This window comes from Streptomyces sp. NRRL F-5650 (genome assembly GCF_000721365.1).
Lineage (GTDB): Bacteria > Actinomycetota > Actinomycetes > Streptomycetales > Streptomycetaceae > Streptomyces > Streptomyces ardesiacus.
The window spans coordinates 1-17,414 of the sequence record NZ_JOGV01000074.1 but is presented as its reverse complement, the minus strand read 5'-3'; the positions used below and the strand labels follow the sequence as shown (position 1 = coordinate 17,414).

Sequence of the window (17,414 nt, the reverse complement as noted above, 5' to 3'; positions counted from 1 at the left end):
GGAGGCGCACGGCACGGGTACGTCCCTCGGCGACCCGATCGAGGCCCAGGCCCTGCTCGCCACGTACGGCCAGGACCGCCCCGAGGGCCGCCCGTTGCTACTGGGCTCGGTCAAGTCCAACATCGGTCACACCCAGGCCGCCGCCGGCATCGCGGGCGTCATCAAGATGGTGCTGGCGATGCGGCACGGGGTGGTGCCACCGACGCTGCACGTGGACGAGCCCAGTAGCCAGGTCGACTGGGATGCCGGCGCGGTGGAGCTGGCTACGGAGAGGGCCGCGTGGCCGGGGCAGGGGGTGCGGCGCGCGGGCGTGTCCTCCTTCGGGATCAGTGGTACGAACGCCCACGTCGTCCTGGAGGAAGCCCCGCGGGACACCCCCGGCGGCGAGGTCGTGGCCCCGGGCGAGGGCGAGAGCGCGGGCGAGGGCGAGGCGGGGCGGGAGGCCGCCGGTGTGCTGCCGTGGGTGCTTTCCGCGAAGTCGCCCTCCGCCTTGAGATCCCAGGCGGCGCGGCTGCGGGAACACGCCGCGGCACGCGAGGCGGACCTGGCGGGGACGGCGGTCGCGCTGGCCACCGGCCGAGCCGCTTTCGAGCACCGTGCCGTCGTCTTAGCCGAGGACACCGCGGGCTTCACCGCGGCCCTCGCCACCCTCGCGGACAAGGGCAGCGCGGGCCGCCACCTCGTCCGCGGCACGGCAGAGCCCGACTTCAAGGCCGCCTTCGTCTTCGCCGGGCAGGGCTCCCAGTGGGCAGGCATGGGAGGTCAGTGGTACGAACAACTGCCCGTGTTCGCCGAGTCGTTCGACGCCGTCTGCGCAGCCGCCGACCCGCACCTCGACGTGGGGCTGGCGGACGTGGTACTCGCCGGCTCCGCCGGCCGCCCCACGGACCACGCGGACCTGATCCATCGGACCGGCTACACCCAGATCGCCCTTTTCGCCGTCGAGGTCGCGCTGTTCCGCACCCTGGAGGCATGGGGCGTACGCCCGGACGTCGTCCTCGGCCACTCCATCGGTGAGATCGCCGCCGCCCATGTGGCCGGAGTGCTCTCCCTCGAGGACGCGGCGACCCTGGCCGTCGCCCGCGGTGCCCTCATGCAGCGACTCCCGGGCGGCGGCGCCATGCTGGCCCTCGACGCCACTCAGGAGCAGGCCGAGGCATGGTTGCGCGCCCTCCCCGAGCAGCACCGGCGGCAGGTGGCGATCGCCGCGGTCAACGGTCCCTCCGCCGTGGTCGTGTCCGGTGCATCGGACGCCGTCGACCAGGTGGCCGAGGCCGCCGCACGGGCAGGGCGGCGTCTTCGCAGGCTCCAGGTCAGCCACGCCTTCCACTCGCCGCTCATGGAGCCCATGCTCGAAGAGTTCCGCTCCGTGCTCGCACGCCTCACCTTCTCCCGCCCGACCGTCCCGATGGTCTCCACCGTCACCGGTGAACCGGCGGCGGACGACATCACGTCGCCGGACTACTGGGTGCGGCACGCCCGCGAAGCCGTCCGCTTCCAGGACGCCGTGCGCGCAGCGGAGACGCGCGTGGACGCCTTCCTGGAGATCGGCCCGCACGCCGTGCTCTCCCGGCCCCTGGAGGACTGCCTCGCCGGGGGCCGCTCCGTCACCGTCGCCTTCGTGGCCCACCGCCAACGCCCCGCGGTCGCGACCCTGCTGAGGGCGGTCGGTGCCCTGTGGGCCGGGGGTGCCGCGGTGGACTGGCGTGCGCTGCTGCCCGCCGTACCCGCGGCCCGGGACCTGCCCACGTACCCCTTCGAACCGAAGCGTTTCTGGCCCCACGACCCGTCGCGCCGCTCGGGCGACGTGAGCGGCGCGGGACTCGCCGGACTCGACCACCCGCTGCTCGGAGCCGCCGTCAGCGTCGCCCACGGAGACTCGGCCGGCGGCGCCGTGCTGACCGGCCGTCTCTCGCTCGCCACCCATCCCTGGCTCGCCGACCACGCCGTCCTGGGCGCCGTGCTCCTTCCGGGCACCGCCTTCGTCGAACTCGCCCTGCGCGCGGGGCAGACCGTGGGCTGCGGCCGGATTCGCGACCTGACCCTGGCGACCCCGCTCGTCCTCTCCCCCGAGGACGCCGTGCAGCTCCAGGTCGGCGTGGGTCCCGCCGACGACGAGGGCAACCGTCACGTCGTCGTGCACTCGCGCCCCGAACCGTCCGACGACGGGACGAGTGGCGTGGAGACCGAGTGGGTCCTGCACGCCCAGGGCATGGTCGCCCCTCCGGACCGGCAACCGGAGGCAGACGGCTTCGGCGCGGTCACCGGTGCGGTGTGGCCACCCCGCGGCGCGGCCCCGGTCGGGATCGAGGACTTCTACCCCGCCCTCGCCGAGCAGGGCTACGCCTACGGCCCCACCTTCCAGGGGCTGCGCAGGGCCTGGCGCCGCGGCACCGACTTCTTCGCGGACGTGGAGCTGCCCGAGGCCGCGGCGGACGACGTCGCGGGATTCGGCGTGCACCCGGCCCTGCTGGACGCCGCCCTGCACGGCATCGGCCTCGCCGGCGTGGCCGACGAGGCCGAGAACACCTCCCGGCTGCCGTTCGCCTGGGCCGGCGTGCGGCTGTGGGCGAGCGGCGCCCGCACCGTCCGCGTCCGCCTGACGACCGTGGGCGCCGCCACCGTCCGCGTACGGATCGCCGACACCACCGGCACCCCCGTCGCCGGCATCGACGAACTCGTGCTGCGGCCCGTCTCGGAGACCCCCGTGGGCCCGAGGCGCGCGCTGCTCGCGGAGTCCCTGTTCACCGAAGCCTGGGAACCCCGTCACGCGGGGGCACAGGACGCCACCGCCGGGGAAGCGGCTCCGCGGGTCTGGGGCCCGGACACCGGTCTCGACGAGTTGGCGGCCGCCGACGCCGTGCTCCTGGACTGCGTGGAAGACGGCGGCACCGACGCCCTCGAAAGGGTACGAGCCCGTGTGGGACACGCCCTGGAGCGCATCCGTGCCTGGCTCGCGCACGACGGCACCGCCCCGGCCCGGCTGACCGTACTGACCAGGGGCGCCGTCGCGGTCCACCCCGGAGAGGCCGCCGACCCGGCGCAGGCCGCGGTGCACGGCCTGGTGCGCTCGGCGCGCTCCGAGCACCCCGAGCGGTTCGCGCTGCTCGACCTGGCCCCCGACGCCGGGCTCGCCGACATCCCCTGGCCCGCCGTGCACGCCGCACTCGCCGACCAGGAGACCGAGATCGCCGTGCGCGGCGACGGCATCTTCGTGCGACGCCTGATACGCACCGCTCCCGACGCTCCCGACGCCCCCGCCGCGTACACCGGACAGGGCACTGTCCTGGTCACCGGTGGCACCGGCGTCATCGGGTCCGCCGTGGCCCGCCACCTGGTCACCGCCCACGGCGTCCGGGACCTGGTGCTCGCCGGGCGGCGCGGTGCCGACGCGTCGGGAGCCGCCGAACTCGCCGAGGAACTCCGTGCGGCGGGCGCGGAAGTGCGCCTCGCCGCCTGCGACGTCTCCCAACGGCCCGCGCTGGCCGCACTCGTCGACTCCCTGCCCGAACTGCGCGGCGTGGTGCACGCCGCGGGCGTGCTCGACGACGGGACGGTCACCGCGCAGACCGCCGAGCGACTGGAGACCGTGCTGCGGCCCAAGGCGGATGCCGCCTGGCACCTGCACGAGCTCACCCGGGAGCGGGACCTCGACCTGTTCGTCCTGTTCTCCTCGGCCGCGGGCGTCTTCGGCTCCCCGGGGCAGGCCAACTACGCCGCCGCCAACGCCTTCCTGGACGCGCTCGCCCGGCACCGACGCGCGGCGGGGCTGCCCGCGAACTCGCTCGCATGGGGGCTGTGGGCCGATCCCAGCACCATGACGGGGAAGCTCAGCGACACCGACAGGGGCAGGATCAGCCGAGGCGGCCTGCGCGCCGTCAGCGCCGAGGAGGGCCTGGACCTGTTCGACGCGGCGGTGCGGCTGGCGGAGCCGGTCGCCGTTCCCGTACGCCTGGACCTGCGCGGCCAGGACGACCCACCCGCGCTGTTGCGCTCCCTCGTGAGGTCCGCCCCCCGGCGTGTCTCCGCGGCCCCCGTGGCCGCTTCCTCGGCCTGGCACGAGAGGCTGCTCGGCCTGTCGGCGGCGGAGCGATCCGCCGCCCTCGTCGACCTGGTGCGCGAGCACGTCGCCACCGTCCTCGGCCACGCCACGTCCGAGGACATCGCGCCCGCCCAGTCCTTCGACGCCCTCGGGTTCGACTCCCTGACCGCCGTCGAACTCCGGAACCGGCTGGCCGAGGCCACGAGGGCCCAGCTCCCCACCACCCTCGTCTTCGACTACCCGAGCCCCGAGGCGCTCGCCGGCTTCCTTGGCGAGACCCTCAGGGATCCCGCGGAGCGCGGCGCACGCCTCGTCCCGGCGCGGGCCACCGACGACGACCCCGTCGCCATCGTCGGCATGGCCTGCCGTTACCCCGGCGGCGTCTCCTCACCCGAAGATCTCTGGGACATGGTCGACGGCGGGCGCGAGGGCATCGGCCCCTTTCCCGACGACCGCGGCTGGGACCTCGAGCGGCTCTACGCCCCCGAGCCCGGCCGCACCGGTTCGACGTACGTGCGCGAGAGCGGATTCCTCCACGAGGCGGCCGAGTTCGACGCGGGGTTCTTCGGTGTCTCGCCCCGCGAGGCGACCACGATGGACCCGCAGCACCGGCTGCTCCTGGAAGCCTCCTGGGAGGCCGTCGAGCGTGCGGGCATCGACCCGACGAGCCTGCGGCACAGCAGGACGGGCGTGTACGCGGGCCTGATGCACCACGACTACGTGGCCCGGCTCCAGGAGATCCCGGAGGAGATCGCCGGGTACCTCAGCAACGGCAACGCGGGCAGTGTCGCCTCCGGCCGCATCGCCTACACCTTCGGCTTCGAGGGCCCTGCCGTGACCGTGGACACCGCCTGCTCCTCGTCGCTCGTCGCCCTGGACATGGCCGTGTCCGCGCTGCGCGGCGGCGTGTGCGACCTGGCACTCGCGGGCGGCGTCGCCGTGATGTCGACCCCCACGGTGTTCTCGGAGTTCGGCAAACAGGGCGGTCTTGCCGCCGACGGCCGGTGCAAGGCGTTCGCCGAGGGCGCTGACGGAACGGCCTGGGGTGAGGGTGTCGGGATGCTCCTTGTGGAGCGCCTGTCCGATGCCCGCCGCAACGGTCACCGTGTCCTTGCCCTGGTACGGGGAACCGCGGTCAACCAGGACGGTGCGTCGAACGGCATGACGGCGCCGAACGGTCCGTCGCAGCAGAGGGTGATCCGTGAGGCGTTGGCGAGTGCGGGCGTGGGTGCTGCCGATGTGGACGTGGTGGAGGCGCACGGGACGGGCACGCCTCTGGGCGATCCGATCGAGGCACAGGCGTTGTTGGCCACCTACGGCCAGGAGCGGTCGGACGGTGGTGCGTTGCTGATGGGGTCGGTGAAGTCGAACATCGGGCACACGCAGGCCGCCGCGGGGGTCGCCGGAGTCATCAAGATGGTGCTTGCCATGCGGCATGGTGTGGTTCCCCCGACGTTGCACGTGGCTGAGCCCACCAGCCATGTCGACTGGTCGTCCGGTGCCGTGGAGGTGGTGACCGAGAGGGCCCCGTGGCCGGGGCGTGGTGTACGGCGGGCGGGTGTGTCCTCGTTCGGGATCAGTGGTACGAACGCCCATGTCATCCTGGAGGAGGCACCGCGGGACGCCCCGGTCGAAGGGGCGGTGGCCGAGGACGGCGCGCGGGCCGGTGGGGTGCTGCCGTGGGTGCTTTCCGCGAAGTCGCCCGCCGCGTTGAGGTCCCAGGCGGCGCGGCTGGGCGAGTACGCCGCGGCACGCGAGGTGGACCTGGCGGGGACGGCGGTGGCACTGGCCACCGGCCGTACCGCCTTCGACTACCGCGCCGTCGTCCTCGCGGAGGACGTCACGGGTTTCACCACGGCCCTCGACGCCCTCGCCTCCGGGGACGTCCCCGGAGCCGCCGCCACGCGCGGGGTGGCCCGCGGGCCGCTGAGGACCGCGTTCGTCTTCCCCGGCCGGGCCGATGGGCTGGCCGACGCGGCAGTCGAACTCCTGGACACCTCACCGGCGTTCGCGTCCGCCATGGCCGAGTGCGCCGCCGCCCTGGCCCCGCACACCGACTTCGCACTCCTCGACGTCCTGCGCGACGACCCCGGCAGGCTCGCCGACCCGGCTGTCGCCCGCCCCGCCCTGTGGGCGGCCACGGTGTCGCTCGCCGAGACGTGGTCGGCCGTCGGCATCACCCCGGCCGCCGTCGTCGGCTTCGGCGTCGGCGAGATCGCCGCGGCCTGCGCCGCCGGCATCCTGTCCCTGACCGAGGGCGCACAGCTCGCCGCCGGACAGGGCCGCCTGCTTGCCGAGCACGAGCACGAGCACGGCCACGAGCGTCGGCAAGAGCAAGAGCAAGAGCAAGAGCAAGAGCAAGAGCAAGAGCAAGAGCAAGAGCAAGAGCAAGAGCAAGAGCGGCAACTGCCCTCGCGCGAGTGCCGGCACGACGACGACGCGGTGGCCGGCACCCCCGGGGCCGATTCCCCGCAGGAGCCGTCGAGGACGCCGTCGGCCGGGGGCACCGCGGGCAAGGGACGCGTACGGATGTACTCGGCCGTCACCGGGACGTGTCTTGTTCCCGGCGACCTCGGGGCCGAGCACTGGCACCGCACCCTGCGAGAGCCGGCCGGCTCCGACGCCGCCGTGAAGGGGCTTCTCGGCGACGGCGTCGAGGCCGTCGTCGAGCTGGGCGCCCTCGTCTCCCGGGAGACGACCACCGCCGTCGAGGCGGCCACCGGGGCCGAAGGCCCCGACCTTCTGGTCACCGCCGCCCTGCGGCAGGGCCAGGGGACCCGCTCCGCACTGCTGTCGACCGCGGCCGCACTGTGGGCGCGCGGCGGCACCGTCGACTGGGCGGCGCTGCTCGACCTGTCCGTGCCGCCCGCCGACGTACCCACGTACGCCTTCCAGCACGAGCGTTACTGGCTGGACGTGCCCACGCCTGCGGGCGACGCGGGCACCGTCGGGCTCACGGCCGCCGGCCACCCGCTCCTCGCCGGCGCGATCGAGCCCGCGGAGAGCGACACGGCCCTGTTCACCGGAAGGCTCGCGCAGGCCACAACCCCCTGGCTCGCCGACCACGCGATCGCGGACACCGTCGTGCTCCCCGACAGTGTTCTGCTCGACTGGGCGCTGTACGCGGGAGGCAGGCTCGGCTGTGCCCAGGTGGCCGAACTCGCCCTGGAAGCACCGCTGGTCCTTCACCCGGGAGCCGCCGTACACGTCCAGGTCCAGGTCGGTGCGGCGGACGAGGCGGGTCTGCGCGAGCTGACCGTGCACTCCCGGCCCGAACCCGCGGCCGGCGAGGAGGCGGGGGAGTGGGCGCGCCACGCCCGTGCCGTCGTCGCGCCGGTCCCGCGGAGCCCCGTGGACACCTCGGAGTTCCGCGTGCTGTCGGGCGCCTGGCCGCCGCCCGGCGCCCAGGCACTCGAACCCGGCGCCCTCTACGAAGCGTTGGAGGCCCGGGGCCACGTCCACGGTCCGGCCTTCCGGGGCCTGCGCGCCGCCTGGCGCAGCGGCACCGACATCCTCGCGGAGGTGGCGCTGCCCGACGACGCCCTTGCCGTGGGGCACGGCTTCGGCGGCCCGCACCCGGTGCTGCTCGACGCCGCGCTGCACGCGCACATCGCCGAGCAGCCGGCGGACACGGACGCGTCCGGCACCCAGGTGTGGCTGTCCGCCGCCTGGAGCGGGGTGCTGGTCCTCGACGCCACCGGTACCACGAGCCTTCGCGTACGGCTGTCCGACGCAGGGGACGGCGCGCTCGGCCTGCACATGACCGACACGACGGGGCGGCCGGTAGCCGAGGCCCGCACGCTGACTCTCCGGGCGGTGCCCACCGCCGGCTTCCGGCGGGACCGGGACGCCGAGGCCCCGACCCCGCAGGCGCCGACGGGGCGGCCCGTCGCCCGCCCCGCGCGGTCGGGGCAGGACGCCGTGGCGCGGATCCTGGCCGCCGAGCCCGGCCGGCGGGCCCGGCTCGTCGAGGATCTCGTCCGGGCCGAGCTCGCGGCGGTCCTCGGGCACGGCGGTGCCGAAGCCATCGACGTGGACGCCGAGTTCATCGACCTGGGCGTGGACTCGATGGCGGGCATCGACATGCGCTCCCGGCTCGGTTCCCTCCTGCGCCTGGACCTCGCCGCGGCCACGCTGTTCGAGTACCCGACCACGGCGCTTCTCGCCGCGCACCTCGTCGGCCTCACAGGCACGGCGCCAGAGCCCGGTGACGCGGGCACCACCGGCGCGACTGCCACCGCCTCGCCGTTCGACAGCCTGGAGGCCCTGTACCGACAGTCCCACGCCCTCGGCAGGGCGGGTTCGACCGGCATGGACCTCATCCGGGCCGCAGGCCGGCTGAGGGCCTCCTTCGGCTACGAGAGTGCGCCCGAGCACGTTCAGGAACCCGTCCGTCTCGCCAGGGGCGATGCGGACCGCGCGGTTCTCGTCTGCGTCCCGGCCATCACGGCGACTGCGGGCCCCCTCCAGTACGTCGGGCTCGCCCAGCAGCTCCAGGGCGCGCGTGATGTGAAGGTGCTGGTCAACCCCGGCTTCAGGGAGGGAGAGCTGGTGCCGGGGTCCTTCGAGGCGTACCTCCGCCTCCAGGTCGAGGTACTGCGCGGGGCCGTGGGCTCGCGGCCCTTCGTACTGCTCGGGCACTCCGCGGGCGGGCTGATCGGCCACGCCCTTGCCGCGCAGGCGGAACGAGAAGGGCTCGCGCCCGCGGGCATCGTCGTCCTGGACACCTTCCAAGCCGGTACGCAGTTCTCCGACGACCTGAGCCGGGCCATGCTGGACGGGCTCTTCGCCCGAGAACACCTCTTCGGCAGCGACGCGTTGAACGGCGTACGCCTCAGTGCGATGGGGCATTACCACACGCTGATGGACGAGTGCGCGGTCGCCGAGGTCAAGGCTCCGACACTGTTCGTGCGCGCCGGGAAACCCCTGCCCCACCAGGCCGACGGCTGCGACGACGACGGCTGGCGGGCCGCCTGGCCCCTTCCCCACACGCTGGTCACCACAGAGGGCGACCACTTCACCCTCATGGAGGAGCACATCGCCGTGACCGCCGCCGCGATCCGCGGATGGCTCGCGGACCAGGAGATCTGAACCGACGCGGACACAGGGCGGTTCCGCCTTCGTGACCACCGGCCGCTCGTTCCGGCCACCACATGACACCACGGCTCACAGTGACCCGTGTACCAGAGGAGACAGCGCAGTGATAGTTCTTGGCTACAACGGTTTCTCCCGTGCCGTCGAGCTGTTCGGCAAGCTCTACGGCTATACGCAGGACAGTGTCGACCGGCACAGCTTCCTCGGTCACGACGCGGCCGCGGCCCTGTTCATCGACGGCAGGCTGGTCGCCGCCGTCGAGGAGGAGCGCATGAACCGCCAGAAGAAGACCACCGCCTTCCCGATCAACGCCATGCGCTGGGTCCTCGACCATGCGGGGCTCGACTTCTCCGACGTCGACGTCTACGCCTTCGGCTGGCGGTTCAGCCCGGAGTTCGCCGACGCGGCCATCTCCAGGATCGCCGGATCGCCGATACCTCCCGAGTACAAGTTCCAGGCCCTCTCCGGCTTCGGTGAGCTCTACACCGGCATGCTCGGCAAGAACGCCATCCTCGAGGACTTCGTCCGCAACACCGGGTACGAGCTGCCCGAGGAGAAGCTCGTCCCGGTCCCGCACCACCGGGCCCACCTCGCCTGCGGCCGCACCTTCTCCGGTTTCGACGACGCCGCGTTCATCATCAGCGACGGGCAGGGCGAGGCGGACAGCGCCATCATGGGCGAGGTCCGCGACGGCGAGGTGAAGGTGTTCGAGCAGTTCACGATCGACGCCCAGAACTCGATCGCCCAGCTCTTCGCGGAGATCACGCGATACCTCGGCTTCACCCCGAACAACGACGAGTACAAGGTCATGGGCCTCGGCGGGTTCGGCGAGCCGCCGGCCCAGGAGGACAACCCGATCCTGAACCACGTCGTCACCTTCGACGGCCCCGGGCGGTACTCGCTGGCCCTGGCCAACGACCCGCGCGGTCCTCGCGCCTACCTCCCCCTCTTCGACGAGATCTTCGGCGGCAACGACGACAACCGGGGTGAGTTCGAGTTCCAGGTTCGTGTCGCGAGCGCCGCCCAGCAGGCCCTCGAAGTGGTCACGGCGCACCAGCTTCGCGCCCTCGCCGACGCCACCGACCTGCGCGACCTCATCTACGAGGGCGGTGTGGCGCTCAACTGCGTCAACAACACCAAGCTTCTGGAGGACCTGCCGTTCGAGCGCGCCGAGGTCAGCTTCGGCGCCAGCGACCCGGGTGTCTCCATCGGTGCCGCAGCCCACGTCGTCCGCGAGAAGAACGTCCCGCTCGTGCCCGTGAAGTCGCCCTACCTCGGCCCCGAGTACACCGCCGAGGAGATCGTCGCCACCCTGGACGCCTACACCGATCGTGTCGTCTGGGAGGAGCACCCCGACGGCGCGATCGTCGCGAGGACCGCCGAGCTGCTCAGCGGCAAGACCGTCATCGGCTGGTTCCAGGGCCGCACCGAGTACGGCCCGCGCGCGCTCGGCAACCGCTCCATCCTGGCCAACCCGTCCCACGCGGACATGAAGGACATCATCAACACCCGCGTCAAGCACCGCGAGCCGTTCCGCCCGTTCGCCCCGATCGTTCTGGAGGAGAACGCGCCGAAGGTCTTCGAGATGGGCAAGAAGGAGCGCTCGCCGTACATGACCTTCGTGTTCCCGGTGAAGCCCGAGTACACGCAGACCATCGCGGCCGCGACGCACGTCGACGCCACCTCCCGCATCCAGACCGTGACGGACGACAGCAACCCCCGGCTGGCCGAGCTGCTGCGCGCGTTCACCGCGCGCACCGATGTGCCGTGTCTGGTCAACACCTCCTTCAACGTCGCGGGCGAGCCGGTGGTCAACTCCCCGAAGGACGCGGTCGAGTGCTTCCTCGGAACCGATATCGACTTCCTGGTCCTCGGTGATTACCTGGTCACCAAGCGATGAGCGCGTCGGCCGGAACCGTCTGGCGCACCCGGACGGCACTCGCCCTGGAGGCGGCCGGGGCGGTGGCGACCGTTGGCCCCGTCCTCGCCGTCGTCGAGGTGTGCCGGGAACTGCTCGGCGCCGATCCCGACGAGGACAGGATCGGCCGGCTCGTCCTCGTGGCCGCCGCCGCGGCAGCCGTCGGGTTCGTCGTCCAACTGGTGGGCCGTCTCCTCAGCAAGGAGGCCGGAACCCGCACCCAGGACGCGCTGCTTCTCGCGGTCACCGGCAGGCTGCGCGGCACACGCGCGGCCCGGCCCCTGCACGCCGCCTGGAAGGAGCACGGCACCACACTGGGCCGTGACATCGTCTCCATGGGCGTCACGGTGGGCCGAGCGGGATCGGAACTGCTCTCGGCGGCACTGGTGTTCGTCCTGTCGGTCGGCTATCTGTTCTGGGTCGACTGGCTGATGGCGCTCATCACCCTGGCTCCGATCCTGATCGGCCTCGTCGTCTTCGGCTTCGTCTCCGCGCGCTTCTTCCGCGAGATGGCCACCGACTACACGGAGAGCATCGGTGGCATCGACGCGGTACGTCCCACCGTGGACCTGCCGCTGCGCGTCGGCCCGGCCGGTACGCGGGCCCGCACCGCCGCCGTCACGCGGCGATCCGCAGCCCGGCTGGCCGACGCCACCGACGAGTTCAGCGAGTTCTTCCGCTCCCGCATCGGCTTGCTGCTGGGCGGTCGGGCGCTGGCCGAGATCGCCTTCTCACCGCTGACCGTGCTCGTCTTCGTGGTGTGCGGGGGCGCCGTGCTGACCCGCTCGCAGTGGCTGACCCCCGCGGACCTGATCCCGTTCCTGCTGGTCGGGGCCGGTCTTGCCGCACCCTTGCTGGCCATCACCTACTTCGTCGAAGAGGTGGGGGAGGGCAAGAAGGCCGCGGCGCGCCTGAGCCGGTTCACGTCCGGGAGCCTGCCGCCAGCGACGGCCCCGGCGGAGGCGGCCGGGGCGGTGGCGGGCGAGGCGGGCACCACCGGCACCGCGGACGGCGCGGCCGCGGAGGCCGAGCCGCCCCGGAGCCCCGTCCTGGAGGTACCCGAACGCGGGGTGCTGACCGTCGTCGCCACCACCGACGCGGGCGCGGACTCGGTCATCGACCTGCTGCTCGCCGATACCCCCGAGGAACGGCTCGCCGCGGTGGAGGCCGACCCTGCCGTCGTGATCGGCCCCGTCGGCGCGTACATCACCGCCGACCGTGCGGACGGCAGCACCGCGGAGGCCGAACGCGCCGCGCGCACCGCCGGCTGCCACGACACGATCGTCGCGCTGCCCCGGGGCTACGACGCGATCGTGGGCTCCGAGGCGCCGCAGTCGTACCCCGAGCTGCAGCGGCTGGCGCTCGCCCGGCTGCTCGCCGCGGACCGCGAGGTCGTCCTGCTCGACGAGAGGGCCTTTCCAGGCCGTCCGGACATCGTCCGGGCAGCGGTCGCCGATCTGTCGGGCCGCGCGGCCGTGGTGGTCGTCTCCACCGGTCCGCCCGCGGTCGTCGACGGCGTAATCGTGGTGACCGAAGCCGGGAAGGTGGTGGCATCGGGTACGCACGAGGAACTGGCCGCTCCCAGCAGCCCGTACGCCGGGCTGCTCGGCCCCGTCGGACCGGTCGGCCCCGTCGGACCGCTCGGCCGTGTCGGGGGACCGAGCCGTGCCGCGGACCCCGTGGCCCTGTCCACCGGGTCCACAGGGACCCCCGAGTCTCAGGAGGTGCCCCGATGAGGGCCGTGCTCGCTCGCTTCTTGCAGATCTCGGGGAGACGGAAACTGACCTCTCTCTGCCTGTTCCTTCTCCTGGGCGCCGTCGTCCAGGGGGTCGCCTTCACCTTCGTGGTGCCCATCACGACGGACCTCCTCACCCCCGGTGCGGCAGCGCCCTGGGGCTGGATCGCCGTGCTCGCGGCCGTCAGCCTGGTCTACGCGGTCCTTCACCACCGCAGCGTGCCCCTCGGCAACGAACTGGGGGCCGAACTGGTGACCACCCTGCACAGGAAGGTCGCCGAGCACACCGCGGCACTGCCCAACCGCTCTCTCGGAGTGGACCGTTCCGACCGGCTGGCGGCGCTCGACGGCACCGCGGTCGTGGTCCTGATGGGACTCCCCGCTCACGTCATGCGGCCGGTGGTGGCCGCGGTCGCCACACCGCTGACCGTGATCGTCGTCAGCGCCTTCGTCAACCTGCGGATCGCCCTGACCCTGGCGGCGGGGCTGATCGTGCTGGCGCTGTGCTCCTTCCTCGTGTTCCGGCTGCTGTCACGCAGCGACGAGCCGGACGGGGCGGAGTGGCTCCGCAGGAGTTACGAGCAGCGGGGCGCAAGTCGCTCGGGCGGCTTCCTGCCGACCGCCACCGGCGAGGTACTGCTGTGGCGGGCGGTCGAACTCGCCGCGTGCGCCGCTGTCGGAGCCTGCGCGGCGGCCGTCTCCTCCGAGGACGGGCTCTCGGGAACCCGGGGCGTCGCACTGATCGTGCTGTCGGTACTCGCCTACCGGCCCGTGATGGAAGCCGTTCTGCTGATCAGCACGGTCATGAACGCACGTCAGGTGATGGCCACCATCGGCAGGCTTCTGGACATCGATGAGTCCGGGGCGCAGGAGGCCCTGCCGGGCGCTGACTGGCCCGACAGCACTGACCTCGTCTTCGACGACGTCAGCCTGCGGGTGGAGGGCACGACCGTGCTCGACTCGGTCTCGTTCGAGATCCCCGGCGGCACGACCACGGTGCTCGTCGGAACCCCCGACGGCACCCGGCTGCTTCTCGGTGACCTGCTGACCGGCGACGTCGTGCCGACGTCCGGGCAGGTGCGCCTCGGTGGGGTGGACGTCACCACCCTCGCCCCGTCCGTCGTGGAGCAGCACATCGCCCGGGTGTGCCCGCAGGACCCGGAACACACGCGGGAGGAGGCGAGCCGGCTGCTGGACTCCTTCCCCGACCGGCTCGCGGACCGGCCCGGTGTACAGGACGGGCTGAACCGGCTGCGCGCCGTGGTGGCTGCGGACGACACCGCTTCCGAGCCGCGGACCGCGACGCCGGCCGAGTCGCTTTCCTCGCAGGACCGCTGGCGGCTGGCGTTGTTGCGTGCTCTGTCCGGCGAACCCTCCCTGGTGGTGGTGGACGCGACGGCCGGTACGGACCCGTTCGGCGCCGACCCCCGGTTGGCCGCGCTGTTCGCCGGGCTCTCCCAGGACCGCACGTGCTGGCTCCTGACAGGCATCGGTGGCGAACTCCCCTCGTGCGACCGGCTGGTGGAGGTCTCGGGTTCCCGGGCCACCGCACGGACAGCGGTGCCGGGCTGAAAGAAGAGGAAGAGGCCGGGCCACGGCGGTGAAGGCTGTGTCCCGGCCCCTCCTCCTGCTGCGGAGGGAGCAGAGGACTAAGCGGCGTCCTGCCAGAGGCTGTGGTGCCGGCGGTACCAGTCGACCGTCGCCGCGAGGCCCTCGTCGAACTCGACCGCGGGCCGGTAGCCCAGGGTGTTGGTGATCTTGGAGATGTCCATGGCGTACCGCCGGTCGTGACCCTTGCGGTCGGCCACACGTTCCACCATCGAGCCGTCCCTGCCGAGCAGTTCGAGCAACCGCTCGGTCAGCGCGCGATTGGTCAGTTCAGTTCCGCCACCGACGTTGTAGATCTCCCCGGATTCTCCGCCCGCGGCCACCAGTGCAATCCCCCGGCAGTGGTCGTCGACATGCAGCCAGTCGCGCATGTTCTCGCCGTCACCGTAGAGCGGCACTTTCCTGCCGGCCAGCAGTCGCGAAACGAACAGCGGAATAATTTTTTCCGGGTACTGGTACGGGCCGTAGGTGTTTGATCCCCGGGTGAGGCACACCGGCAGCCCGTGAGTGCGGTGAAAGGCGAGCACCATGAGATCGGCGGATGCCTTCGACGCGGCATAGGGAGAATTGGGGGAGAGGGGCTCCTCTTCCGTCCACGGTTTCCCCTCCGCGTCCAGGGAGCCGTACACCTCGTCGGTGGACACATGGACGAATTTGCCGACCCCGGTGTTCAGTGCGGCGGTCAGCAGTGACTGCGTCCCCAGCACGTTGGTCCGTACGAACTCTTCGGCCCCGGAAATGGAACGGTCGACATGGGACTCGGCGGCGAAGTGCACGACGAGATCCATGCCCCGCATTGCCTCCGACATCAGGTGCGTGTCGCAGATGTCGCCCTCGATGAAGCGCAGACCGGGGCTCGCGGACACCGTCGTGAGGTTTTCTCTTCTTCCTGCGTAGGTCAGCTTGTCGACCACCGTCACCTCGGCTCCGGCCAGCTCCGGGTAATAGCTCTGCACGGCCTGCCGGACGAAGTGCGAGCCGATGAACCCGGCACCCCCGGTGACAAGTATGCGCACGGGCCACCTCTCATGATGGGATCAGGATGTGATTACTGGGGAATGGGCGGAGAATCAGGTGTGGCCGGAAATCTCCATCAGATACTTCCCGTAATCTGTGTTTGCCAGTTGATTGCCGAGTTCGTAACACGCCGCGGAGTCGATGAAGCCCATGCGGAAGGAGATCTCCTCCAAGCATGCGATCCGTACTCCCTGGCGCTGTTCCAGCGTCTGGACGAACTGCGAGGCCTGAAGCAGCGAGTCGTGGGTGCCGGTGTCCAGCCAGGCGAATCCGCGCCCGAGGTTGACCATCCTGGCCCTGCCCTGCTCCAGGTAGGCGCGATTGACATCGGTGATCTCCAACTCGCCGCGCGGCGAGGGGCGCACGTTCTTGACCATGTCCACCACGTCGTTGTCGTACACGTACAGGCCCGTGACGGCCAGATCGGACCTGGGCGCGACCGGCTTCTCCTGCAGGGAGACCAACCGGCCGTCGGCATCCACTTCGCCGATGCCGTAGCGCTCGGGGTCGCCGACCGAGTAGCCGAACAGCACACAGCCGTCCAGGTTTTGCATCTCCGCCTGGAGCAGTCTGCCGAATCCGGGACCGTGGTAGATGTTGTCGCCCAGTACGAGTGTCACGGCGTCGGAGCCGATGAAGTCGGCTCCGATGACAAGGGCCTCGGCAATTCCGTTCGGCTCCGACTGCTCGGCGTAATCGATATTGATTCCGAGCTGGCTGCCGTCTCCCAGGAGTTCCCGGAAGGCGCCCAGGTGCTGGGGCGAGGAGATGATCAGAACGTCCCGGATCTTTCCCAGCATCAGCACGGAGAGCGGGTAGTAGATCAACGGCTTGTTGTATACCGGAAGCATTTGCTTCGAGACGGCGTGCGTCAAGGGGTATAACCGGGTGCCGGTGCCTCCGGCCAGAACTATGCCCTTCATGCGACCACATTTCCGTAAGTGGTGGAGCGATGGGTAGGGAGAGTCGGCTCAGTCTCGCACGGGGTGCTGCCGCTGACGAGATCTCTCAAAGCGGCGTGATGTGCTCAGAGCTTCCCGGGGCGACTTGATATTCCGTTGTTCTCGAATGCGAGCGTAGAGTTCCGGCTCGTTGCTGTCAACGTGACCTTGGACTCTTTCCCGGCACCCCCTGGGGCATCAACTTCACTCTTCTCCCGAGGAGTTGGCGTCCGGATTTCCACTCCCGGGCCTTGCTGCGGGCGCGGTTCGACAGGGCACGACCGCTCCCGTTCAGTAGAAACGGCTCACGTCGTGCCCGTCCTCTCCGACCCGTTCGGGCCGAGGTGTTCGGCAGGTCGTGATTGCGGCGCTTCAGATGCGCGGCTCTTCGGGGAGGAACGTGACCTGCGGGGCGCCCGTGCGCGGATGGGCGGCGACTTCGGCCGCCACCCCGTACACCTCGGACAGGAGACGGGGAGTGAGGATCTCGGCGGGCGGTCCGGACGCGGTGACCTCGCCGTCGTGCAGGACGTAGAGGCGGTCGCAGTAGTAGGCGGCGAGGTTGAGGTCGTGCAGGGCGAGCAGCACGGTGGTGGGGAGGCGGCGCAGGGTGCCGAGCACGGACAGTTGGTGGCGGATGTCGAGGTGGTCGGTGGGTTCGTCGAGGACCAGGAGGGTGGGCTGCTGGGCAAGGGCGCGCGCGATGAGCACGCGTTGGCGCTCGCCCCCGGAGAGCCGGTCGAAGGGACGGTCGGCCAGGTGGACGGCGTCGACCGCTAGGAGTGCGCGGTCGACGAGGCCGGCGTCCTCGGGGGTGTCGCCGGCGAGGAGTCCCTTGTGCGGGGTGCGGCCCATGGCGACGACCTCGCGGACGGCCAGGTCGAAGTCGGCGGCCGAGTCCTGGACCACCGCCGCCACGGTGCGGGCCAGTTGCCGTACCGGCAGTGCCCATGCGTCGCTCCCGTCGACCCGGACCTGGCCGGCGTCGGGGCGCAGGACGCGGTAGACGGTGCGCAGGAGGCTGGACTTGCCGCTGCCGTTGGGGCCGACGAGGCCGAC

7 protein-coding genes are annotated in these 17,414 nt (G+C 71.8%); 4 read left to right on the top strand and 3 right to left on the bottom strand.

Translation table 11 applies throughout. The annotated features are described in order from the left end of the window. The 4 genes from IG88_RS0136340 to IG88_RS0136325 all read left to right on the top strand — a co-directional run. A partial coding sequence (locus IG88_RS0136340) for a type I polyketide synthase (RefSeq protein WP_051852204.1) occupies positions 1–9,133 on the top strand: 9,133 nt, incomplete at its 5' end. A 109-nt stretch (positions 9,134–9,242) separates the two neighbouring features. Beyond that, positions 9,243–11,036 (top strand): carbamoyltransferase, encoded by a 1,794-nt coding sequence (locus IG88_RS0136335; RefSeq protein WP_031050701.1) that lies wholly within the window; start codon positions 9,243–9,245, stop codon positions 11,034–11,036. Further along, a complete protein-coding gene (locus IG88_RS0136330) occupies positions 11,033–12,790 on the top strand; it encodes an ABC transporter ATP-binding protein/permease (RefSeq protein WP_031050699.1) in 1,758 nt (585 codons plus the stop codon). The genes IG88_RS0136335 and IG88_RS0136330 overlap by 4 nt, the downstream gene beginning before the upstream one ends. Beyond that, on the top strand, positions 12,787–14,361 hold the full coding sequence (locus tag IG88_RS0136325) for an ATP-binding cassette domain-containing protein (protein WP_031050696.1): 1,575 nt from the start codon (positions 12,787–12,789) through the stop codon (positions 14,359–14,361). The genes IG88_RS0136330 and IG88_RS0136325 overlap by 4 nt, the downstream gene beginning before the upstream one ends. A gap of 77 nt (positions 14,362–14,438) precedes the next feature. On the opposite strand, the gene rfbB is transcribed toward IG88_RS0136325, so the two are convergent. From rfbB to IG88_RS0136310, 3 genes are all read right to left on the bottom strand, one after another. Then, positions 14,439–15,413, bottom strand: coding sequence for a dTDP-glucose 4,6-dehydratase (gene rfbB / locus IG88_RS0136320; RefSeq protein ID WP_031050694.1), 975 nt, complete (start codon positions 15,411–15,413; stop codon positions 14,439–14,441). 54 nt (positions 15,414–15,467) lie between these two features. Next, the gene (gene rfbA / locus IG88_RS0136315; RefSeq protein WP_031050691.1) at positions 15,468–16,337 is read right to left on the bottom strand and encodes a glucose-1-phosphate thymidylyltransferase RfbA; all 870 of its coding nucleotides are present in this window, start codon (positions 16,335–16,337) and stop codon (positions 15,468–15,470) included. Positions 16,338–16,727: 390 nt separating this feature from the next. Then, positions 16,728–17,414: ABC transporter ATP-binding protein (locus tag IG88_RS0136310; RefSeq protein WP_031050689.1), on the bottom strand; the 687-nt coding region annotated here is incomplete at its 5' end.

What these genes read in the sequence shown, in the direction of transcription:
- IG88_RS0136330 (WP_031050699.1), top strand. Translation starts at nt 11,033, where the DNA reads ATGAGCGCGTCGGCCGGAACCGTCTGGCGCACCCGGACGGCACTCGCC.
- IG88_RS0136325 (WP_031050696.1), top strand. Translation starts at nt 12,787, where the DNA reads ATGAGGGCCGTGCTCGCTCGCTTCTTGCAGATCTCGGGGAGACGGAAA.
- rfbA (WP_031050691.1), bottom strand. Translation starts at nt 16,337, where the DNA reads ATGAAGGGCATAGTTCTGGCCGGAGGCACCGGCACCCGGTTATACCCC.